The following is a 22452-nucleotide window of genomic DNA, read 5'->3' as shown; positions in this document are numbered from 1 at the left end:
TATCCTATCGAAAATAAATTTAAATCCCTTCAGTCGAAGGGATTATTTAATACTGTTATGTCTCGAGTTTTAGAGTGAGTAGTAGCAATTGAACAATTTAACATGAAAAGCAAAAAAGGACCTTATTGTTTCCTTTTGATAATTTGAAATAATAACAATATTATTCAACATATCGTGGCTAGTTATGTCCCAGCATCATCCACTATTTCAAAGAGATATGTTCTGCTATTTAACTTTTGCTTTTTTGAAGTACAGTTTTTGTAACACTTTTTTCTAAAGCTGATTTTTTCGGCATAAAGAATGCAACAATCAACGCCACTATAGATAAAACTAACATGAATACATAGGCATCACTTGAACCAAAGATAGAAGTTAATTCCGCAAGTTGCCTAGCTGAAATGTTTTCATTTTCCATAGATAGCTTTGAAGCATGTGAGGTTGCTTGAATTGTATAAACAGTGATGACAACTGCTGTTCCAATCGCTCCTGCTAATTGACGAACAGTATTATTTACCGCTGAACCATGTGAACCCAGTTCTCTTGGTAAAGCGTTCAACCCTGCTGTATTTAAAGGCATCGTAATAAAGCTTAATCCTATTCTTAAAATACATGTTCGAACCATTAAATACATAAATGTTGTGGAAGCACTTAAATTAATAACTCCACACATGGAAATAATGATAAATAATAAACCTGTAATAAAGAGTGGTCGAGCTCCGTATTTATCATACATTTTACCTGTAATAGGTGATAATAAGGCATTTAACACAGCCCCTGGTAATAATAGTAATCCTGCTTCAAAAGCTGAGAAACCTCTTCCGTTCTGTAAGTAAATGGGTAAAAGGATTAAATCCGCATACATAATCATCGTAATTAAGATATTGATGAACGACGTTAAAGTGAAAATTTTATACTTAAATACGGATAAATTTAATAATGGATCGTTGGATTTTATTTGACGTAAACAGAATAGAGTCGTAACGATTATTCCGACGATAATTGTTGTGATAACAATGGGATCATCCCAACCTTTGCTTCCTGCACTACTAAATCCAAATAAAATACATCCAAAACCTATAGATGATAAAATGACACTTGCTATGTCTAATTTCGATTTTGATGTTTCTGCAACATTCATTAAATATTTAAAGGCAAGAACAATGACGATTAATATAAATGGGGCTAACACAATAAATAGCCATCTCCATGATACATATTCAATGATAAAACCAGATAATGTAGGTGCAATTGCTGGTGCAAAAATCATTGCAAAGCCAATTGTACCCATAATACTTCCACGCTTTTCGCTAGGATACAAATATAAAATAACTGTCATCAATAGAGGTATAATAATGCCTGCACCAATGGCTTGAATCATTCTGCCTGTTAACAGCATACCAAAATTCATCGCACTGGCACCAAGTACGGCCCCGATTAATAAAAAGAACATCGAGCTAATAAAGAGCTGCCTTGTTGTAAATCGTTTCATTAAAAACGCCGTAATGGGTACTAAAACACCGTTAACTAGCATAAAACCAGTTGATAACCATTGTACGGTAGCTGCTGTTACATGAAATACGTCCATGAAACTACTCAAAGCAACATTTAATAAAGTTTGATTTAAGGTTGATAAAAAACATCCCGCAATTAGAACAATTAATAAGATTTTTTTATTTTTTTCCGTGATTTCCTTATTCATTCATTTCTTCCTTTCCTAGACTTGAATCATCTACATAGTGTCGATAAAATACATGGTAACAGGAAAATTAGTTCCTGACCATGAACAGTTTTATTCAAAATGTTTACTAATCTACATAGATAAATTATGTGTCGATAATTTCAAGGTAAAATCGATAAAGGAGTTAAAAAATGTCTATTTCTAAAAAAGAAGACCCTCGTACCATTCGTTCAAGAGAGATGTTTAAAAATGCTGTCTTTACTCTTATAAGTGAGGACAATGCAATATCAAATTTAACGGTCCAGAAAATTTCAGACAAAGCTGGATTAAACAGAACAACTTTTTACTTACATTATCAGGATATTCAAGATTTGCTAACACAAATAACTGATGAGATTTTAAAAGAGTTATCTGATAAAATTCTAGCTTTAATCGATGCTAAAGATTTATCAGAAAAACAACAGCTAACTCAATTACTTGATTATTTATATGTTCATCGAAACTATTTACTTAGTTTATTTAGTATGAATCAGTTTGAGGAGCAATTGTTTTTACTATTAAAGCAATTAGTAGGAGCAAGAAGGAAGAACAGTTTAGAGGAATTACCTGCTGATTATGTTGCAATTGATATTAGAACATCCTCTCTAGTAGGAATCATCATGTGGTGGATAAAGAAGGGGCTTCATTTTAGTTCAGATTACATTGCAAACCAAATTTATTTAATGTACAGAATGCAATGAATCTAAAGGAGGAGATAATCGTTCCCATCACGTTCATATTTATGAAGTATGTAGTTATGAAACAAACCGACACTTGGCTTTTAGAGATTACTTGAAAATATATCCATAGGCAAAGACGAAATATTTTGAGTTAAAAGAAAGGTTGGCACAACAATTTTCCTATGATATTGAATCATACATAAATGGTAAGGAACGTCTTGTCAAAGAAACAGAAAAAAAGCGTTGGACTGGTATAAAAAGATCGGGAAAAGCTAATAAATGAGCATTCCCGTTACTATTTCTTATATGAATTTTACTGGACCTTTATTATTATGATGATGGTTCGAAATCAAATGAAAAAATAGAGATAGGATAGGCGGAAGGGTTTTGAGTACTTCTGATCCAAACAGACATTAATTGTGAGGGTTTTCACTTAAACTAAATGGTGCATTAACACAATAAGGAATAAAATGTTAAACTTTTTGAATTTGACAAAGAACTTCATCAAAGATATAGTTGATATGTCAATGTTGTTTAGTCAACAAACTAAAGGAGGTTCCTGTCCTTTTGAACTTAGATGATAATGTTGGGGTTTTAATACGTAATGCGGATTTGACCATTACTAGTTACGTTAGAAAACATTTGGAGCCTTACAATCTTGCTCCGGAGCAAAATCTAATTATGAGGATGCTTTGGAATCAAGACGGAATTTCGTCGACGGAGCTTGTGTCACACCTAAATAAGGATAAGGCCAACATCGCACGAATGATCGCAAGCTTGGAGGGGAAGGGCTTTATCAAAAAGGTCGATGATCCTTCAGATAAACGGACCTTTAAAGTTCATCTAACGGAAGAAGGCAAGCGGCTTGCTCATTTAGTTGAACCCGTTCAACAAAAAATGCGCGACACTTTAATTAAAGGGATGACTGAAGAAGAGGTCAACGAACTGCAAAAACTTATTACAAAAATTATTAATAATATAAAAGGAGATTATCAATCATGAATATTGTTACAATCGTGGGAAGTATCCGAAAAGAATCTTATAACATGCAACTTGCAAAAACGATGCAAGTACGTTACAAAGAAAAATTGAACATAGAAATTGCTGATATCCGTTCACTGCCTCATTATGACCAAGACGAAGAAAACAACCCACCAAAGTCTGTAAAAGAATTCAAAGAGTCAATTGCAAATGCAGATGGGGTTATCATCATCACTCCAGAATACAATTGGTCAATTCCAGGTGTATTAAAGAATGCAATCGATTGGGCTTCTAGGGTAGAGAAAGTATTCATCGGCAAACCAGTTATGGCTGCTGGTGTTAGTATTGGTATGGCCGGAACACTTCGCGCCCAATTACACTTGCGCGAAATCCTAACAGGGATCCAAGCTAAATTACTTCCACCAAGCGGCAACGAAGTACTAATTAACTTCGCCTCTCAAAAATTCGATGAACAGTCAGGTCAGCTTGTTGACGACATGACACTTGGATTTTTAGATGGTGTCGTGGATAAGTTTGTTGATCATATAAAATCATCTAATTAAGAATGTATTTTTGTTGAAGACGGTTGAGGAATGACACACCTAGCCGTCTTTGTTTTTGTTAAAATTTGATAAAGTAGATTTCTATAAATCTGCAATATATGGAACAAAACCTATGCTTTACTGGGGTATGCTTCTATTCTTGTTCTTTCCTTGAGTAATCCCTTTTATCTTACCTTTTCTTCTAAAATAACAAATTATCCAAAAGAATATTAAAGGAATAATCCAGTATTCAGGTTTTTCATTAGGAGTTAAGTAGATTATAAGAAATGTAACTACGTACAAAATTATCAAACCTATCTTTCAAGTAATTCAATCCAGTCAAAGTTAAACATTCTTGCGTGTTTTACTTAGCAAAGGTGCCTATATTGACTCGGCGATAGAGTGGCACCTCCTAGTATGAGAAACCTATCCATTCAAGGAGATGCCTTTCATACATTGGAGCCAAGAAACACAGGTTGAAATATAAATATATATTTTAGGAGGCCGCTATGCTTACTATTGGTTATATTGGAAATGGGAAAAGCACAAACAGATATCATCTTCCGTTCGTATTGCAACGAGAGAATATAAAGGTGAAAACAATTTATCAAAGAAATCCTAAGCATGAAAGTTGGGATAGGATTGCAGGAGTAAAATATACTTCTGATTTAGATGAACTATTAAATGACAAAGAAATTCAGCTCATTGTGATTTGCACCAGAACGGACAGTCATTATGAATATGCAAAATTAGTATTAGACCATAATAAAAACTGTTTGGTTGAAAAGCCTTTTATGGAAACTTCAGCTCAGGCAAAAGAAATATTTGCAATGGCAAGAGAGAAAGGATTAATAGTTCAGGCGTATCAAAACAGACGTTTCGATAGTGATTTTTTAACATTTCAAAAGGTAATTGAAGAAGGGAAAATAGGAGATTTGCTAGAAGTGGAATTGCACTATGACTATTATCGTCCTGAAGTACCAGAATCCGTTCATTCTTTTGATCCTGTTTCGTCATTTTTATATGGACATGGCTGTCATACACTAGATCAGGTAATCAGCTATTTTGGCAAGCCAGATCATATACATTATGATGTAAGGCAATTATTAGGACAAGGAAGAATGAATGATTATTTTGATTTAGATTTATATTATGGCAAGTTAAAGGTTTCCGTAAAATCCAGTTATTTTAGACTTAAAGAAAGATCTAGCTTCGTCGTCCATGGCAAAAAGGGATGCTTTGTAAAAGAAACCAAAGATCGTCAGGAAGAACATTTAAAATTATTTTACATGCCCGATAACAAAGATTTTGGAATAGATACAATAAATCATTATGGTGTACTAACCTATATTGATGAAGAAGGTACAATCCACGAAGAAACAGTGAAATCCGTAAATGGTGATTATGGAAGAGTTTATGATGATTTATATGAAGCCATCATAAATGGAAAAGATAAAACCATTACAGACGAACAGACAATGCTGCAAATGGAAATGTTAGAAACTGGCGTTAAGAACTTGAAGTAAATGTGAAAAAAAGCTAGTTATCAAAAAAACAACTATTCAAATAAAATTAACGGGTTCTGTTCTCGAGTACAAAAAGTTAAATAACACATTAATTAGCAGTCGAATTCGCATATGAATTTGACTGCTTCTTTTTATTGTCTTAATGGGATAATTAAGGAGATTATGAGTAACTAAAGAAGGCATTAAGTTGAATAACCAAATATATTGAAAAATGCTCAAAGTTTACGCCCTGAGCATTTTATTTGTCAATTATTATGCCAATTAGCTTGTTAATTCAATTGCTAATTTGACTGTGATTTAACTAACAATTTCATATTTTGTACTTTAAAACAGCATCCGCTAAAATAAATGAAGTTTATAAGTGTTTTTTTTTAGGGGAAATTCATTTTTGCATATTTGGTTTACTACTTTTACGAAGTAAATCAATTCCCTTCTTTTTGATTACTTCTTCAATATATATACCTAGATCTTGGAGAAATTCTTCATCCGTGAATCCTTTATTGAACTTGTCGACTATTTCTAGAGGGTCGTAAATTTTGACTTTCTTCTTTGTTAATTGTCTAATTACACCTGGGATTACATTTATACTTTCACAATCAAAGTGAAATACATTACCGTCCTTTAAAATAAACACAAATTCTGGGAAAAGTACTTTACCTACAGCAAAGCTAACAAAATTGCTTAATTTATGAACTGCAGAAACTTTTACGCTTTGAATGTCTTTATATTTTATTTCTCCTACTAATTTTTTCTTTGTAATCAGCAAAAAAGATGAATTTTCTTTGATTTTTATTGAAAGATCGTCTAGATAAAGGTAGCATAGAGGCGGATATTTTATTGGAGAAAGTGGGAATTTTTTACCTTCTACTGTTATTACTGCCTGTAAAATCCTGTCTTTTGCAAACTCATTAAATTCAATTAGGTTCATAATATTCCTCCTTTTTAAAAAATTATGCCAATATGAAAATTTTAAGATAAAAACCTCCTATTTTCAATACTATGAACTGAAGATCGTCTAACTTACAAATAGACGGTAAGGAGATTTCTTTTTTTAGATTGCGTAAATTTGAATTCGCCATTTACATTTAGGTACTTGATAACGATAGATTATTGAAATGAACCGGCGTTTGACATTTGGTATTTATTTTTAAAGACAAAATTAAGCCTTCCCTATTACTATGATAATGCCTTAAGGATTTGATAGTGAATGTGGGGAATAAAGAAATGAAAAAGAACTATATAAAAATTGTACTAGATTTATTGATGGCAGTTACATTTGTGTTGCTGATGAATCCTAGAGTATTAGATGGTTTACCGTTTCATGAAATTGCAGGTCTACTATTCGGAGTGGCTATTTTAACACATATTGGTTTGAACTTTCGTTGGGTAATCAATGTTACGAAGAAAATTTTTGATCGCAGCCTTCCTAAAAAAACTCGATTTAGTTATCTATTAAATATACTTTTATTAGTTTCGATGCCTACTGTGATTATTACAGGGATATTAATTTCGAAGGTAGTTTTTCCTAGTATTGCGATTGAAAATGGGCACTCGGTTCGTGGGATTCACAGTTTTTTTGCAGATGCAACACTTGGTTTAGTTGGCCTTCATATAGGGGTACATTGGCAATGGGTAATGAGTATTTGTAAAAAAGCGTTTAAAGCAAGAGGAGGAAAGCTGAGAAAGGGAGTCATTGCATCAGTGATCTTATCAATTGCCATTTTAGCGGGAGGGATTCAATGGTTTTCCACAACAGCCGCCTCGAATCCAAGTGATTTTAAACAGAAACAAATGCAAGTACAGTAAAGTGGAGATGGAAAATTATTCGCTTCTATCGGACAAACAGATCAGTCCTCGGACGTACCACAAGGTCCTCCTAACAAGGAGTTTCGTGATGGGAAATTTCATGGGAAAGATGGACATGGTGGGGGCGCGAGCAATCCATTTCTAGATATGCTTACCTATTTTGCGATTTGGTCAGCAATCATCATTCCAACCTATTACTTGTGGAAACGTATTTTTAGGAAAAAATGAATGGCGTGAACTACCCAGAATTGATGATGAATATGAAGGATTTTCTCGTCTTGAATAGAAAATAAACTATGTTCTATTTAGTTTTTTTTGCTGAGAGGAGAAATTAATTTGGGTGAATGGCAGGAGCTAATACAAGATTCACAATCGAAATGGGAAGAAAATGCCGAGTATTGGGATGACTATATGGGTGAAGAAAGCAATCGATTTCACCGGGAGTTAATTAGACCAAGTACAGAACAATTATTGAATGTTAAGGAAAATCAATTAATATTAGATATAGCTTGTGGGAATGGGAACTTCTCTAGAAGATTAGCCGAGCTAGGTGCACAAGTTATTGGATTTGATTACAGTTCTAAAATGATTGAAAGGGCAAAGCAGAGGACTAAAGGGTATGTACATCAAGTTGATTATAGAGTCATCGATGCGACAAACTATAATTCCCTTATAAATCTAGGTTTAGCAAGATTTGATGCTGCTGTGGCTAATATGGCTTTAATGGATATAGCAGATATAACTCCATTAATAAGAGCCCTTCATGGACTATTAAAGGAAAATGGTACGTTTGTCTTTTCAATTACACACCCTTGTTTTCAAATGCCTGGAATGAAAAAAGTACATGAAACAGAGGACGTAGATGGTGAGATAGTGGCCAGAAATAGTATTCAAATTTCAAAGTACTTAAATCCGGAACCGTATAAAGCTTTAGGAATTCAAGGTCAGCCTGTTCCTCATCTTATGTTTCATAGGAGCTTATCTTATTATATTAATTTATTTTGCAAAATAGGGTTTGTCCTCGATGCAATGGAAGAGCCTAGTTTCAATTATGAATACGAAAAAAATCAATTTGATTGGTATGAGATTCCACCAGTAATTATTTTTCGTTTTCGAAAATGTCCTCAAACATGAGGAATTGATCTATTTTTTCATAGATAACGGAACTGGTGTCCTCCTAGTTTAGAAGTTTCAGCATCCGTGTAATAAATCCGGACAAACAAAGACGCTTGGACCTACCATCCAAGCGTCATTCGTAATATTAACTTAACTCCCAGCTTGCCTATGATAATTTCTGACAATCATTCCATTCGTTTTCATCATGCTAAAACTTTCATAATAAGGGACTAAGTCATCATCACAGCATAAATCAATCATGTAGATGTCAGATAGTTCTTTCATCATTCGATTCACCAATTCTTTTCCAATACCTTGATTTTTGTATTCCGGTAAAACCTCAAGAAATGGAATGTAGGCTGATAAAACCCCATCACTTATCGCGGTTATAAATCCGACGACATGATTTGCCATATCATCAATCGCAATAATTACGTTGCTGCTATTTTTTAATAATTTTAAGTGGGTTTGTGTATTTGGTGGATCTGGCCAATCGACGAAAAAGCCGTTTAACATATCAGTAGTTATACCGTCTAGTGAGTTTGTGTAAATCATTCTATATCAGCTCCTAATTTATTTTTCTAAGAGTTGATACAGATCAAAAGTAAAGTAACAAGAGATGACTTCCAAGTATTTAAGTACTACTGAATTAAATTCTACATAAAAATTAAAATTCCTTTTTTCTACTGCCACTTATCAAGAGTTATTCTTTTTCTTAATAATGTCTCGCCAATTAGGAGGGAGTTCATAAGACTCTAAATGTTTGAATTTTGTCAGCGTCACTACGCCAGGAGCAATATAAAACGTTAAATGGTCTTTACCAACTGCAATATGAGGACCGACGACTGGAGTAACCTCAATCGTCATTGAAAATTCAAAAGAACGGTACTGTCCGATTCTTTTCATATTTAAAATCGAAATTTGATAAGGATAAACCATGGGACTTTCAGTTAATAAATTTGAATAAAAATCACTAACAGCATGGTCAATATGCGGAGAAAGTAATGATAGAAATAGGTCCATAAGTACTTCTTCTTTGGAATATTCAGAAGGGTGATAGTAACGTTCATCCGCATAACTGGGGATGGAGTATATGAAAAGGAGTAATGAACAAGTAGTTATAAGAAGGATTTTTTTCATGAATGTATGCACCTACTAGTAGTTTGTTTAGTAAGTATTTTTTCTGAAAGAAACGATTTCATGTATTCGGAGTGATTTTAAATGGCAACTATTTTTATAAAGGTTGATCATTAAAAATGAGAATTAATCATCTACATGAATTTCATCAGACTCCATCTCTTCCTCAATCTCTAAATCACTGTCTGCCATGGCCTCCGCCAGTTGTGCAATATGTTGTGGAACAGCTTGATCTTCTTCCGGGTCATAGTGAAAAACATCTTTAATGTCTTTCTCCTCCAAAGTAGCTAAGATGTCATGAATGTCTGTATGGTCACCGGAAATCGATCCAAACCCTTGGTTTTGCTTCTTATAATTAACAAATCCGCTCGGAAGATTATTTCCGAGGTTTACGCATGATGCACCTTCGACCGTTCCTATGGAAATAGTACCGACAAAAAAAGAAGGAGAAAATCTATTCACTATCATCTTCCTTTCCGTTTTTAATCGAATAGGGAGTGGGTTTTCCATTTATTTTAATTTCAATGTCTTTTTCTTTCTTTTGTTGCTTTGAAGTGGATTTTTTTGTTTTCATTTTCGCATGAACAGTAGGTGAAAACGTGTTTCCGAGGTTTAACATGCCACTTAGGTCTTGAATATCAAGTTTGTCAAGATGAAAGGCAAGTTCCTCAAGGTTCAATTCTTTTAAGTGTAAGTCTTGAATATCTATTTGAACATGGATGGATGCCGTGCTTTTTTCTTGTAATATTTTTTCGAATGCATATATTTTTTTGGACAATTCCTCAATTTGTTTAATAATATTCATTTTATCCATATGTTCAAATCCTTTTAAGAAAAAGCATTTTAATCGTTGGTTTTTTCACTTTCAACGATTCCAACATTCCCTCTCACTTTCGCTTTCTTTCCGTTTATATGGCCAAAACCTTCATTTTGAATCGTGCTATTCACTCTGCCCTTTTGTATATTTGTCCCGATAAAAAATCCTGAAGAAGCTGCTATTTTATTAATTTTTAAAGAACTGTATTTAAGTAAGGTCATGGTCTCCCTCCTCGTTAAAAAACAATCTCTTCTTCTGGACCATTATAATCAACTAAAGGAATTTGGATGACCAAAATCCCATTTTCTAGGGTTGCTTGTAATTGATGTAGAAGACAGTCTTTAGGAAGAGGTATTTTTTTTTTGGAAATGTCCGTAATACCGTTCCTGCGAAAAAACCCGTACCGTCTCGCTATGAAACTGATCCGGAATGGCTCCCGCTATGATTAACGTTTTATCCTGCAATTTTACGGAGAGGTTTTCTTTCTTGATACCAGCAACATCCGCAGTAATAAAAAATGTATCATTCGTTTCATATATGTCTAGACGAGGGCCGATAAAAGGAGCTATTTCTGATAAAAGTTCAGAAAAATTCGATCCTAACTTTTGCTTTACATCGGAATGATACCGTTTTTTGCGCCCCATTTTGAACTCCTTTAAAGATGTTATCTTTCTATGTATATGTAAACAAAGTGATAGCCATGCGAAAAAGCTTGTAATGAAGCGAATAAAAAAGGCATCCTTTACGTTTGCCAATTTCGTAAAGGATGCCAATAAGTATTATATTGTTTGACCTTGTGCACTTGGAGATATATTCGCATTATTCATTTGACCATCCAAAACATCGGTATCAATAACAACTGTGCCGTTCGCCATATTGAAAAAGATACCTGCCTGAAAGCCTAACCCATTATTTATCTTTCTATGGGCGGCCCATCCGGGTAATTGGTTCTGACCAACAGAAATGGTTGAATTTGTGTTTTGGGAATTTACATTGATTGCACCTATTGCAAAGGGTATCGCCAAATAGCTCCCCTCCTTTAAAATTCCGATACAGTAAAAGGTTTTCTTAGGTTGGAATCCCGATATTGGAATTAGAAATTGTCGTGTCGACGAGATCACTGTCAGTAACGGAGTTTTTATTATCAGTATTATTTATTGCGCCAATTAATTTTCCTTGCCCTGCATTTCGCTTGCTATGCGAACTCCAACCATTTAAGGAATTATCGCCAATGGTTAATGCTGCATTAGAATCTAATACATTAATATTAATCTCTCCGATATCGAGCTGATTATTATTGTTCCCACTCATCTGTTGATCCATTAAGAGATAGGATTGGCTATTAATAGGGGTATCCACTAAATCATTATCAATGACTTGGCTGTAGTTATTGGATGCTTGAGAATGACTTAAAGAGCCAAAACCGTAGTTGCTTTTCCGGTGGGAAGACCAATTATTCGCATAATTTGTCCCGACAAAAATTCCGGAAGCCGTATCGATTGAATTGACACTTATTTGATTGACCATTACTCGCGTTTTCATTCGTTTACGTACCATATCTATCAATCCCTTAGGAATTCGCTCATCACTAAAGGATATGAATATCTTCGATAAAGAGTTCCTAACATTATCACTAGTTGTACGAAAAATGTGCATTCAAGAACATTTTTAAGTTAACTTCCTTTTTAAATCAATAATATACTGAATCCCATACAATATAAATGATTTGTAAAAGATATAAAGAAAAAATTGCAAATGATTAATCCGATGTAATTTAACAATTTTTAACTTTTTAAATACGATCATGAGTGGGAAGGTAAAAAAACCGTCAATAATGGCATTAACTAAAATAAACCGTTTAAATTTACCGAATGTAAACTTTAAGATCCACATGGAGCCGACTAAAAAAGGACCAATATTAAATGGAAATTCTCCTGTAAGAAACGAATGGGGTTTATTATAGAAAATCCACCATTTTCGCTTTTTTCCTCTGTAAGCACTTATCGATTCAAATATAACGATTAAAATAGAGGCAAGAAAAAATCTTTTTATATTGCGTTTACCTAGAAAAGGAACGGTTAGCCATGAAAAGATGATCATCGCTCCATTAAGTATCCACTGGCTTTTAAGTGACATGGATTTCCCTTCTTTCTATATATGAATGCTCCTTTATATACTTTTGTATCTAAAATATTTTTCATAAATCACTTGGAAACCATACATAAAAAAAGTTTTCACTAAAAATAACAATGAAAGACGGAATTTAGACATTTTCATAAGTGACACATAGCCAATTTTTTCAAGAATGTTTAAAAGCCCATAAATAAAAATGTAGTCTATAAGGAGATTGATTACTTGATAAATCTTAAATTTCCCAAAGGTGAATTTGAAAATCCAAAGGGATCCAATGAAAAATGGACCTATAATTAATGGGAATTCCCCAATTACATTTGGCTTAACAGGGTAATGGAATCGCCACCATTTCTTCTTTTCTGCAATAAGTCCTTCAATAATAAGGTAAACAGACATGAATAATGTTCCAGGAAGAAAACGTTTGACTACTTTTCTGCCTATTAAGGGCAAAGTGAGCCATGGAAGTATTGTCATTAAGAGAATATATATATTTTTTCTTCTCATAAAAAAACATCCTTTTTGTTCTTGGTAAGTATATTCTTCCTATTCACATCTAATTTATGTGTAGCTTGTACACTTGCGAAATAGAAGTTATAAAACTTTTGAATGGACACATTTCTTTTAAAAAACAATCGTATGTATTGGTAATAGGATGAATGAATAGTGGAAAGGGGAGAATGAAGTGGATAATATCATTACAGAGTGGGAAGAACATTTTTTCTGGTTGGAAATATTGCAGGACCATGCATATTTTGTAAGAGACCATCTATCGGTGAGTGAAGGGGAGTATGTTCATACAGCCCAACAGTATATCCATTTATTTGATGACTTATTGAATCGTTTACGGAATCTTCCGAAGTCACTAAACCATTCCGATGAGGAAATGATTTCTTTTTCAAAGCTAGCCTTTCCTGTTGCAAAAGGATATTTCGAATTTGAAGGGAAACTACAGGCGTTAAGAATCGATAATAAAGTGAATTTGAATTTATCTCCTACTTATTTAAATGGCACATTATCAGAAAATCAGGAATACTTACGTCTTTTAACACAGTGGGTTCAAGGTAAAGAGCCACATCCTCTTTCCATTGTCGATCTAATGGATTTATGGCTAGAGGACCAATTAGGCCATGCCGTTTTATTTCAAGGTATTATTGATCCGATTGAAATGGTGGCTACAAGACAAACAGAGACCTATATCAGCCTATTCCAATTATATATCGTGCAAAATCATCATTTAAAAAATTACATGCGTTTTAAAGAGCCTGGGTTTGCTCGGCAACGTGAATTTGCTTACGAAGTAGGAAAAACAACATTAGAAATGAATAATTATATTTATCACATGGTAATGAAATATAAAGAGAATAAATTGTTAAACAAAACGACATTGCGTTTTTTAGAACATCACTTTCCAGAAACATGCTATTTTATTAAAAAATTAAGCTATTACGCGCCTGAATTCCAAGAAGAAGCAAGGAAATGTTCATTAAAAAAACCGTCGTATAGGAATTAACAGGAATATAGAATTATTGGGGAAAAATGGTGGAAATAAATCCTTTGACAGATGAAAACAGTCTGTGATATATTTATCTCGAATTCGAGATAATTAATAAAAAATAACATTTCAAATAAAATACGTACTAATGGAGGAAGAAAAATGAACCAATTAAAAGGTATTCACCATGTTACAGCAATAACGAGCAGTGCAGAAAAGAATTATGAATTTTTCACCTATGTATTAGGAATGCGTTTAGTGAAGAAAACGGTCAATCAAGATGATATTCAAACGTATCATTTATTTTTTGCTGATGACAAAGGCAGTGCTGGGACTGATATGACATTCTTTGATTTTCCAGGCATTCCAAAAGGAATTCACGGTACAAATGAGATTGCAAAAACCTCTTTCCGTGTTCCAAGTGATGCGGCATTGGATTATTGGGTTGAACGTTTTGAGCGTTTAGAAGTAAAGCATACCGGAATTGAAGAACAATTTGGCAAAAAGACATTATCATTTGTCGATTTTGATGATCAACAGTATCAACTGATTTCTGATGAAAATAATGAAGGTGTCAAATCTGGAACGCCTTGGCAAAAAGGACCGATTCCATTAGAATATGCAATTACCGGTCTAGGTCCGATTTTCGTTCGGATTGCAGAATTTGATTATTTTAAAGAAGTGCTGGAAAAAGTTCTTCTTTTCAAAGAAATTGCTAAAGAAGGTTCGTTCCATCTTTTTGAAGTAGGAGAGGGAGGAAACGGCGCCCAAGTAATTGTTGAGCATAATGTGATATTGCCTAGAGGTCAACAAGGGTATGGGACAGTTCACCATGCTGCGTTCCGCGTAGAGGATCGATCCGTATTAGAAGAATGGATTAAGCGCATGGAATCCTTTAGATTCCCAATTTCAGGATATGTGAATCGTCACTTTTTCGAATCATTATATGCGAATGTAGCCCCACAAATATTGTTTGAATTTGCGACAGATGGACCTGGATTTATGGGGGATGAGCCGTACGAAACGCTTGGTGAAAAACTATCGCTGCCACCATTCTTAGAACCGAAACGCGAAGAAATAGAAAAACTAGTTCGACCAATTGATACGGTAAGAAGTACAAAAGATTTTAAAAAGGAATAATAATGGAAAAGAGAAGCGGTTTTTGTCGGACAAAATGTGTTGACAATGAACCGTTTTTCTTAATCCAAAAATTAGGTATTTACAAGTTGAATTCAAAGGTGTTATGGTATGCATGTTGAATGAATTTCATTAATAAATGAAATAAAGGTGGAATTTATTATGGCATATCTTGATGGCAGTAACGTATTAACTGAATCAAATATGGAATATTTATGGAAGAAAAATAAAATTACAATTGATAACGGCTATTTAATGAGCAGTGGCGTAATCAATAATATCCGCGTTCCTCTTAGAGCAATAGAAACAGTAGTATGGGCGATTAATCCGGCAAAACCGACATTATCCCCTGCACTTAAGATTATTGGTAAAGGAATTGTACTAGCAGAAATTCAAATTGGAATTGATATTATTAATGATGTTCAAGACTGGATCTTAGAAAAACTTGAAATAGCTTAATACTTTTTGAGATTTCATTAGTGAAAAAAACTCGTCAAATTGAATGACGAGTTTTTTTAATAGTAACTTCACGAAACGAGCGCATTCGTGCAGGAGAGCAGAAGAATGATAGCATTATCTACCTGAATCAAGCAGATTCATGCAGGAAAGCAGAAGAATGATAGCATTATCTACCTGAATCAAGCGGATTCATGCAGGAGAGCAGAAGAATGATAGCATTATCTACCTGAATCAAGCAGATTCATGCAGGAAAGCAGAAGAATGATAGCATTATCTACCTGAATCAAGCGGATTCATGCAGGAGAGCAGAAGAATGATAGCATTATCTACCTGAATCAAGCGGATTCATGCAGGAAAGCAGAAGAATGATAGCATTATCTACCTGAATCAAGCGGAATCATGCAGGAGAGCAGAAGAATGATAGCATTATCTACCTGAATCAAGCGGATTCATGCAGGAAAGCAGAAGAATGATAGCATTATCTACCTGAATCAAGCGGATTCATGCAGGAGAGCAGAAGAATGATAGCATTATCTACCTGAATCAAGCGGAATCATGCAGGAAAGCAGAAGAATGATAGCATTATCTACTCGAATCAGGCGGATGCGTGCAGGAGAGCCAAAGAAAGCCAAAGAAAGCCAGCATTATCTTCCCGAAACAAACGTTTTCATGCACATACTTGCAATTTTTCTCATCTACCCACCGCATCAAGCCACCGAAAAACCTGCAAACCAAAATTTTAAATTCTTTATTTATCAATCGAACTATTATCCGATTTCTTTTTCATCTTTCTCCAAATCAGTGAAATAGCGACCGCAATTAAACCAAGGATGACAATGACAGGTAAATAGCCAATAATAAATACAAATAATCCGGAAATGAAGGAAACGATGAAATTAATGCTGTTCATAAATTGTTTCTTTGTTTTATCCCATGTATTTAATTGATCTTTTTCCAGACCGGGAACGACCACTTTATTTTCAATAAGTGTAATCGTTACTGTAGATAAACTTGTTTGATTCTCTAAATATTTCATTTGACCTTGGATGGTTTCGATTTCTTCTTGAACCTTCGAAAGTTCATTTGAAATTTCTAATAACGTCTTTGTATCCTTTGCCTCATTCATAAATTGAGTAAGCCGCTTTTCTGCGACCTGCTTTGACTTTACCCTCGATTTTAAATCGACATATTCTTCCGTAACATCTTGACCCGAAATGGATTGATTTTCCGTGCGTACCCCAAGTTTTTTCACCTTATCTAAAAAAGGTTGGAAGTGATCTTGAGGAATCCTCACCGTTAATGAGCTCTCTTGACGTTCTTCACTATTTTGATTCATCGTTTGTTGAATCGTATAGCCTCCCATTTCAACGACTGTTTTATTAATTTGGTCCTGCACTTGTGCAATTTTCTTTACTTCCATGTAGAGACTCGCATTATAAATAACCATGCGGGATTGAGGCTGTTTGCTTTGCTCCGCTTTTTTATCCTGGCTCGCTTCAACTTGGTTCTCTTCTGAAGAAGCATCATTGGCATAATCCGCTTTCTGCACCATCTTCCCGTTCTCCGCAGATTTACTGCTGCTATTTCCGCTGCTGCACGCCATTAGGAAAGTAATCGTCATACAAAGTACAAAAAATAATTTCAACCACTTACTCAAATCATCACATCCTTATTTTCCTCTTATACTATAGGACGAAAAAATAGCAAAATAGTTACGTAATAAATGTATAATCGCTTCCTTTATTTATATCCAATTTGAAGTTATTAAATGAATTATTATGAATCAACCCCATAATTTGCTATTCTGTAATTACAAAAAATAACGGCTATTTATAAATAGAAAGGATTGTCCTAATGAATAAAGCGTTCATTAAAATCATTTCATTTGTTTCAGTTATTTCAGCCCTCATTTGTCTTTTCGGACTTGGTTGGGTACTGAAGGATCAATGGACAGAAGCAAAAACAATCAGCCCACAAAAACAGACTGCAAAAACTACCAAAATAACAACAAATCATCAATTACAAATCGCCGCACTAGGAGATTCACTTACCCGTGGAACAGGCGATCCAGAAGGAAAAGGCTATGTAGGTTATTTAATCGATGGACTGGAAAAGAAGGCACACAAGAAATTTCTTCTCACCAATAGCGCGATAAAAGGACAAACATCCAAGCAGCTCCTCTCACAAATAAAACAAACTGAAATACAGCGTCAAATTAAACAGGCAGATTTAATCCTTTTGACGATTGGCGGCAATGACCTTTTCCAAGGCGGAGAAGCATTGATGAACCTTGACTTAAATAATCAGAAAAAAGCGGAACAATCATATTTAAAAAACATAAATAGCATTTACTCGACTTTACGCTCAATCAATAAAAAAGCGACAATCTTCCATGTCGGTTTATACAACCCATTTATGAAAATGGAACAATCAAAGCTCACTTCTAAGATTGTAAGGCAATGGAATTTCGATACTGCTGAACTTGCCGCAAATTACAAAGAAATTGTTTATGTACCAACATTCGATCTGTTCGAATTAAATACGAATGATTATTTATTTAACGACAAATTCCATCCAAATGCAGCCGGATATCAATTAATAGCTGAAAGGGTCGCTTCCCTTATTACGTTTAGCGAGGAGAAGTCAAAATGAGCCAAGTTCCTGCACTACAAGTAAAAGAGTTAAGAAAAACAATTGGAAAGAAAGAGATTATAAAAGGATTGAATTTCGACGTGTTTCAAGGGGAAGTATTTGGTTTTCTTGGACCAAATGGAGCGGGAAAAACGACGACAATCCGCATGCTGGTAGGCTTAATAAAACCCACCTCAGGTTCAATTTATATTGCCGGGAAAAACGTTGAAACAGAGTTTAAAGAAGCGATGAAAAATCTCGGCTGTATTGTTGAAAATCCCGAATTATATCCTTATCTATCAGGGTGGGAAAACCTTGAGTATTTTGCCAGAATGGATCCGTCAATATCGAATGAGCGTCTACACCATGTAACTGAATTAGTCGGATTAACGAATCGGATCCATGACCGTGTCAAAACGTATTCTCTCGGCATGCGGCAACGTCTTGGAATCGCCCAAGCATTACTCGGTAATCCTCATCTTCTCATTCTAGATGAGCCGACGAATGGTCTTGACCCGGCAGGAATCAGAGAAATGAGGGAATTCATCCGCTACCTAGCAACGGAAGAAGGATTAAGCGTTCTTGTATCCTCCCATTTACTTAGTGAAATACAATTATTATGTGACCGGGTGTCCATCATTACAAATGGTGAAATTATCCGAACGGATACGGTATCCTCCCTTTTTACCGACAAGGAAAGAGTAATTTGGAAGGTTACTCCAATAGAAAAGGCAAAACAGCTTTTAGCGCAAGTAACGACTGTTAAAGAAGGGGAAGACGAAAGCTTAATAACACCTTTCAATTCAAATGAAATCGCCGGTTGGAATAAAAGATTAGTTGAAGCGGATGTAGAAGTAAAGGAAATGAAAACCGTTTTCCCAACGCTCGAAGAGTTATTTTTAGAAATAACAGGGGGGAACGCCATTGATTAATTTAATTTATAATGAGCAGCTAAAGCTTTTTCGGAAGAAACGCCTATTTGTCATTATTTTAATCGTAGCTTTTCTCGTCCCTATTTTTACATATGCCCAGTACAAGCAAGTAAAAACGACACAGGAAAAGATGGGAACGACGGATTGGCGCATTCAGCTCCAACAAGAGATTGTTGATATTCAAAATCGGTTATCATCCAGTCGGCTTCCAGAGGACTATGAAAAATATTTCAAAATTAGATTAGGACAACAACAATACTATCTTGATCACAATATAAATCCGAATGCACCTGGTGCGCCGACATTTATGCGTGTATTTATTGAAAATGCCATCGGCCTCCTCATGCCACTGCTAGTGATGGTTATCGCAGCAGACCTCGTTTCTTCCGAGGCAAGCGGTGGAACGATTAAGCTATTATTAACAAGGCCTGTGAAAAGGTGGAAAATATTATTAAGTAAATATATCGCTTTACTGTACTCTATTTCGTTTATTGTGCTATGTGTGGCGATTCTAGCTTATCTCATATCAGGTATTGTATTCGGTTATAATGGTTGGGACATGCCGATGCTAACGGGTTTTCAAACGAATAATGAGGAATTGCTGACTGCCAATGTTCACCTCATCCCGCAATGGACGTACATATTAATGGAATTTGGACTTGCTTGGTTTGTGTGTGTCGTTGTCGGCAGCTTGACGTTTATGCTTTCTGTGCTGTTACGAAGTACGGCTGCTGTGATGGGAATTATGCTTTCGGCATTAATTGCAGGGGCTATTTTAGTGAATATGGTTTCTTCATGGGAAAGTGCGAAATATTTATTTATGGTGAATTTACAATTGACAAATTATATTAATGGATCAAGTCCTCCAATTGAAGGAATGACACTAACCTTTTCCTTGCTCGTTCTTTTCGTTTGGTTACTCGTCTCTTTATTCATCTCATTTGTTGTTTTTACAAAAAGGGATGTATATTAATAGATAGAAGTCTTAAAATAGATTGGATGAAAAAATGAAAAACGAAGTACGTGTAAAAGTAAAAACGAAATTTGTAAATAAATTCAAAAGTGGATATCCGCTTATTTCTAAAGATATGATTATGAATCCGAATGTTTTAACTGATGAAGGGACGCTCATTCGTCTCATCGATGAACAGAATCGCTTTATCGCCAAAGGTTATTACGGAAAGCAAAATAAAGGGTTAGGATGGGTCCTTAGCCGAAATGAACATGAACAGCTAGATCAACCATTTTTCGAAAACAAACTAAAAAAAGCTTTCACTAAAAGGGAGCATTACTTTAATAGTTCCGAAACAACTGCTTTTCGCGTGTTTAATGGCGAAGGAGATGGAATTGGCGGGATAACGATTGAATATTTTGATGGTTATTATTTAATACACTGGTATAGTAAAGGAATTTACCATTTTCGCGAACAAATCATTTCCTCATTAAAAAATATCACAAAGTATAAAGCGATTTATCAAAAAAAGCGATTTGATACAAAAGGAATGTATATCGAAGAAGATGATTTTGTGACAGGAGAAAGGGGACAATTCCCGATCATCGTCAAAGAAAATGGTGTGAATTTCGCCGTTTACTTAAATGAAAGTGCAATGGTCGGCGTCTTTTTAGATCAACGGGACGTAAGAAGAACAATCAGGGATAAATATGCAAAAGGCCAAACGGTATTAAACACATTTTCCTATACGGGTGCCTTTTCCGTGGCTGCCGCACTTGGCGGGGCAACCAAAACGACTAGTGTGGACTTAGCAAATCGTAGCAGGAGTAAGACAATTGAACAATTTAGTATTAATGAAATTGATTATGAATCCCAACAAATTATTGTGGAGGATGTTTTCAATTACTTTAAATATGCCGTGAGAAAACAGCTGAAGTTCGACATGGTCATCCTTGACCCACCAAGCTTTGCACGTTCGAAAAAATACGTATTCAGTGCAGAAAAAGATTATAAAAACTTATTAAAAGAAGCAATCGCCATAACCGAAAACGATGGAATCATCATCGCTTCAACGAACTGCAGCTCCTTTGGAATGGGAAAATTCAAAGGTTTTATTGAATCCGCCTTTAAGGAAACAGGAGAAAACTATAAAATTTTAGAAGAATTCTCACTACCAGACGATTTTCGCACGGTTAAAGAATTTCCAGAAGGGAATTATTTGAAGGTAGTTTTTATAAAAAAATGTTAGGTGGATAGTGAGTTTGTTATTTCTTTTTTCTATTCTCTGAAAGATTGTTGCTTTTAACAATATTGGAAGCACAGAGTGGATTGGAGCGGAAGGAGTTTGACTCCTGCGGGATTCAGAGGAAAAGTCGAGACTCCGCAAGCGCAGAGCGCTGAGGAGGCTCGACTTCCTCCCCGCGGAAAGCAAGCTCCTGCAGCGGAAAGGAACGGTCCATTGTTTATCTCTGTCGCATTTTTACAAAATAATGGAAATGATATCCGCTACACTCATTGGTAATCTTATTTCCTTGACCCGCCCTTCATCTTATAATAAACTTGCTTTACATTATAAAGATTCTAATGTAAAAGAGGAGAACATAATGATTTCAACAGATGTTAAACATCTTCTTATAGATAAAATGACGATGATTTCAGAGCCAGACAAAAAGGATATTTGCCTAGTTGGCCCTATAAATTTGCCGGTTAAACTTGAGGATCAAATTGTCCATTTTCATTGGTACACATGGATAACATTAAACAATAATGAAACGAAAGAAGAAATTCTAGATTCATTAACCACATATGATTTTGCTTCATTACAGCAATCATCCGTACTTGTATATGGAGATATGAAAGAAGCGGACAATCCTTTAGTAAGAATGCATAGCATTTGCCATACCGGTGACATCTTTGGCAGTCAGCGTTGCGATTGCGGCTATCAACTTAAACAATCGATGAAAATGATTGTTGAAAATAAAAGCGGTGCTCTTTTTTACCTTGCGAATCATGAAGGAAGAGGAATTGGGTTATTTTCAAAATCATTAGCCTATCTTCTTCAACAAGAAGGATTTGATACAGTCGAAGCCAATCTTGCCCTAGGATTTAGTGATGACAGCCGATCTTATGAAGAAGCCATTCGTGTGCTACAAACATTACGTTCAAAGCCTGTCACACTCATTACAAATAATCCGAAAAAACTGGCTGCATTAAAGGAATGGGGATTACTAGCTGATCGTCATATCCCATTATGGGGAGGCAAATCTGACTATAATCAATTTTATTTAGAAACAAAAGTGAATAAGTCGGGCCATATTGCTGAATCCATTGTATCAGTGAACAACTAGCAAGAGGATAGGAAAGTGGTATTCTTTCTAGAATGCCACTATCTTC

28 protein-coding genes are annotated in these 22452 nt (G+C 34.9%); 15 read left to right on the top strand and 13 right to left on the bottom strand.

The window, feature by feature from the left end; genetic code table 11:
- Nucleotides 1–229: 229 nt before the first annotated feature.
- Complete coding sequence (locus I5776_RS15540) at nucleotides 230–1699, bottom strand: DHA2 family efflux MFS transporter permease subunit (RefSeq protein WP_202777280.1); 1470 nt, start codon at nucleotides 1697–1699, stop codon at nucleotides 230–232.
- A gap of 170 nt (nucleotides 1700–1869) precedes the next feature.
- On the opposite strand from I5776_RS15540, the gene I5776_RS15535 reads away from it, so the two are divergent.
- The 5 genes from I5776_RS15535 (at nucleotide 1870) to I5776_RS15510 (ending at nucleotide 5446) form a co-directional block, all read left to right on the top strand.
- Nucleotides 1870–2418: a TetR/AcrR family transcriptional regulator gene (locus I5776_RS15535; protein WP_202777279.1), complete on the top strand. Its 549-nt coding sequence runs from the start codon at nucleotides 1870–1872 to the stop codon at nucleotides 2416–2418.
- A gap of 37 nt (nucleotides 2419–2455) precedes the next feature.
- Nucleotides 2456–2527: a hypothetical protein gene (locus I5776_RS15530; RefSeq protein WP_202780823.1), complete on the top strand. Its 72-nt coding sequence runs from the start codon at nucleotides 2456–2458 to the stop codon at nucleotides 2525–2527.
- Nucleotides 2528–2964: 437 nt separating this feature from the next.
- A complete protein-coding gene (locus I5776_RS15520) occupies nucleotides 2965–3399 on the top strand; it encodes a MarR family winged helix-turn-helix transcriptional regulator (RefSeq protein ID WP_202777277.1) in 435 nt (144 codons plus the stop codon).
- On the top strand, nucleotides 3396–3941 hold the full coding sequence (locus I5776_RS15515; RefSeq protein WP_202777276.1) for an NADPH-dependent FMN reductase: 546 nt from the start codon (nucleotides 3396–3398) through the stop codon (nucleotides 3939–3941). The genes I5776_RS15520 and I5776_RS15515 overlap by 4 nt, the downstream gene beginning before the upstream one ends.
- Before the next feature lie 488 nt (nucleotides 3942–4429).
- A complete protein-coding gene (locus I5776_RS15510) occupies nucleotides 4430–5446 on the top strand; it encodes an oxidoreductase (protein ID WP_202777275.1) in 1017 nt (338 codons plus the stop codon).
- Between the two features lie 382 nt (nucleotides 5447–5828).
- Here I5776_RS15510 and I5776_RS15505 read toward each other — a convergent pair whose 3' ends face one another.
- On the bottom strand, nucleotides 5829–6374 hold the full coding sequence (locus I5776_RS15505; protein ID WP_202777274.1) for a hypothetical protein: 546 nt from the start codon (nucleotides 6372–6374) through the stop codon (nucleotides 5829–5831).
- Between the two features lie 296 nt (nucleotides 6375–6670).
- Between I5776_RS15505 and I5776_RS15500 the strand changes: the two genes are divergently transcribed.
- Nucleotides 6671–7252 (top strand): DUF4405 domain-containing protein, encoded by a 582-nt coding sequence (locus tag I5776_RS15500; protein ID WP_246483813.1) that lies wholly within the window; start codon nucleotides 6671–6673, stop codon nucleotides 7250–7252.
- A 336-nt stretch (nucleotides 7253–7588) separates the two neighbouring features.
- Nucleotides 7589–8386, top strand: a complete 798-nt coding sequence (locus I5776_RS15495; protein ID WP_202777273.1) for a class I SAM-dependent methyltransferase — start codon at nucleotides 7589–7591, stop codon at nucleotides 8384–8386.
- Nucleotides 8387–8518: 132 nt separating this feature from the next.
- Here I5776_RS15495 and I5776_RS15490 read toward each other — a convergent pair whose 3' ends face one another.
- From I5776_RS15490 to I5776_RS15445, 10 genes are all read right to left on the bottom strand, one after another.
- A complete protein-coding gene (locus tag I5776_RS15490; RefSeq protein ID WP_202777272.1) occupies nucleotides 8519–8923 on the bottom strand; it encodes a GNAT family N-acetyltransferase in 405 nt (134 codons plus the stop codon).
- A 141-nt stretch (nucleotides 8924–9064) separates the two neighbouring features.
- Nucleotides 9065–9508 carry a DUF3888 domain-containing protein gene (locus I5776_RS15485; protein ID WP_202777271.1) on the bottom strand — a complete coding sequence of 148 codons (444 nt, stop codon included), beginning with the start codon at nucleotides 9506–9508 and terminating at the stop codon, nucleotides 9065–9067.
- 123 nt (nucleotides 9509–9631) lie between these two features.
- Entirely contained in the window at nucleotides 9632–9967 is a 336-nt protein-coding gene (locus I5776_RS15480; RefSeq protein WP_246483812.1) for a hypothetical protein, read from the bottom strand.
- The gene (locus I5776_RS15475) at nucleotides 9960–10319 is read right to left on the bottom strand and encodes a hypothetical protein (RefSeq protein WP_202777270.1); all 360 of its coding nucleotides are present in this window, start codon (nucleotides 10317–10319) and stop codon (nucleotides 9960–9962) included. The genes I5776_RS15480 and I5776_RS15475 overlap by 8 nt, the downstream gene beginning before the upstream one ends.
- 29 nt (nucleotides 10320–10348) lie before the next feature.
- The gene (locus I5776_RS15470; RefSeq protein WP_202777269.1) at nucleotides 10349–10543 is read right to left on the bottom strand and encodes a hypothetical protein; all 195 of its coding nucleotides are present in this window, start codon (nucleotides 10541–10543) and stop codon (nucleotides 10349–10351) included.
- A gap of 120 nt (nucleotides 10544–10663) precedes the next feature.
- Nucleotides 10664–10966: an Hsp20/alpha crystallin family protein gene (locus I5776_RS15465; protein WP_202777268.1), complete on the bottom strand. Its 303-nt coding sequence runs from the start codon at nucleotides 10964–10966 to the stop codon at nucleotides 10664–10666.
- Between the two features lie 135 nt (nucleotides 10967–11101).
- Nucleotides 11102–11347, bottom strand: a complete 246-nt coding sequence (locus I5776_RS15460; protein WP_202777267.1) for a hypothetical protein — start codon at nucleotides 11345–11347, stop codon at nucleotides 11102–11104.
- A 43-nt stretch (nucleotides 11348–11390) separates the two neighbouring features.
- On the bottom strand, nucleotides 11391–11879 hold the full coding sequence (locus I5776_RS15455) for a spore germination protein (RefSeq protein WP_202777266.1): 489 nt from the start codon (nucleotides 11877–11879) through the stop codon (nucleotides 11391–11393).
- A 111-nt stretch (nucleotides 11880–11990) separates the two neighbouring features.
- Nucleotides 11991–12458: a hypothetical protein gene (locus I5776_RS15450; RefSeq protein ID WP_202777265.1), complete on the bottom strand. Its 468-nt coding sequence runs from the start codon at nucleotides 12456–12458 to the stop codon at nucleotides 11991–11993.
- A 33-nt stretch (nucleotides 12459–12491) separates the two neighbouring features.
- Nucleotides 12492–12959 carry a hypothetical protein gene (locus tag I5776_RS15445; protein WP_202777264.1) on the bottom strand — a complete coding sequence of 156 codons (468 nt, stop codon included), beginning with the start codon at nucleotides 12957–12959 and terminating at the stop codon, nucleotides 12492–12494.
- A gap of 178 nt (nucleotides 12960–13137) precedes the next feature.
- Between I5776_RS15445 and I5776_RS15440 the strand changes: the two genes are divergently transcribed.
- The 3 genes from I5776_RS15440 (at nucleotide 13138) to I5776_RS15430 (ending at nucleotide 15543) form a co-directional block, all read left to right on the top strand.
- Nucleotides 13138–13965: a DUF2935 domain-containing protein gene (locus tag I5776_RS15440; protein ID WP_246483811.1), complete on the top strand. Its 828-nt coding sequence runs from the start codon at nucleotides 13138–13140 to the stop codon at nucleotides 13963–13965.
- Nucleotides 13966–14109: 144 nt separating this feature from the next.
- The gene (locus I5776_RS15435) at nucleotides 14110–15087 is read left to right on the top strand and encodes a ring-cleaving dioxygenase (protein WP_202777263.1); all 978 of its coding nucleotides are present in this window, start codon (nucleotides 14110–14112) and stop codon (nucleotides 15085–15087) included.
- Between the two features lie 159 nt (nucleotides 15088–15246).
- Entirely contained in the window at nucleotides 15247–15543 is a 297-nt protein-coding gene (locus I5776_RS15430; RefSeq protein ID WP_202777262.1) for a hypothetical protein, read from the top strand.
- Nucleotides 15544–16291: 748 nt separating this feature from the next.
- Here I5776_RS15430 and I5776_RS15425 read toward each other — a convergent pair.
- Entirely contained in the window at nucleotides 16292–17200 is a 909-nt protein-coding gene (locus I5776_RS15425; protein ID WP_202777261.1) for a DUF4349 domain-containing protein, read from the bottom strand.
- 197 nt (nucleotides 17201–17397) lie between these two features.
- Between I5776_RS15425 and I5776_RS15420 the strand changes: the two genes are divergently transcribed.
- The 5 genes from I5776_RS15420 (at nucleotide 17398) to I5776_RS15400 (ending at nucleotide 22406) form a co-directional block, all read left to right on the top strand.
- A complete protein-coding gene (locus I5776_RS15420; RefSeq protein WP_202777260.1) occupies nucleotides 17398–18195 on the top strand; it encodes an SGNH/GDSL hydrolase family protein in 798 nt (265 codons plus the stop codon).
- The gene (locus tag I5776_RS15415) at nucleotides 18192–19106 is read left to right on the top strand and encodes an ABC transporter ATP-binding protein (protein ID WP_202777259.1); all 915 of its coding nucleotides are present in this window, start codon (nucleotides 18192–18194) and stop codon (nucleotides 19104–19106) included. The genes I5776_RS15420 and I5776_RS15415 overlap by 4 nt, the downstream gene beginning before the upstream one ends.
- The gene (locus tag I5776_RS15410) at nucleotides 19099–20079 is read left to right on the top strand and encodes a DUF2705 family protein (RefSeq protein ID WP_202777258.1); all 981 of its coding nucleotides are present in this window, start codon (nucleotides 19099–19101) and stop codon (nucleotides 20077–20079) included. The genes I5776_RS15415 and I5776_RS15410 overlap by 8 nt, the downstream gene beginning before the upstream one ends.
- A gap of 34 nt (nucleotides 20080–20113) precedes the next feature.
- Nucleotides 20114–21307 (top strand): class I SAM-dependent rRNA methyltransferase, encoded by a 1194-nt coding sequence (locus I5776_RS15405; RefSeq protein ID WP_202777257.1) that lies wholly within the window; start codon nucleotides 20114–20116, stop codon nucleotides 21305–21307.
- A 355-nt stretch (nucleotides 21308–21662) separates the two neighbouring features.
- Nucleotides 21663–22406 (top strand): GTP cyclohydrolase II, encoded by a 744-nt coding sequence (locus I5776_RS15400; protein WP_202777256.1) that lies wholly within the window; start codon nucleotides 21663–21665, stop codon nucleotides 22404–22406.
- Nucleotides 22407–22452: the final 46 nt, after the last annotated feature.

The organism is Heyndrickxia vini, from assembly GCF_016772275.1.
Taxonomy (GTDB): Bacteria; Bacillota; Bacilli; order Bacillales; family Bacillaceae_C; genus Heyndrickxia; species Heyndrickxia vini.
This window is presented reverse-complemented; position numbering and strand designations above follow the sequence as displayed.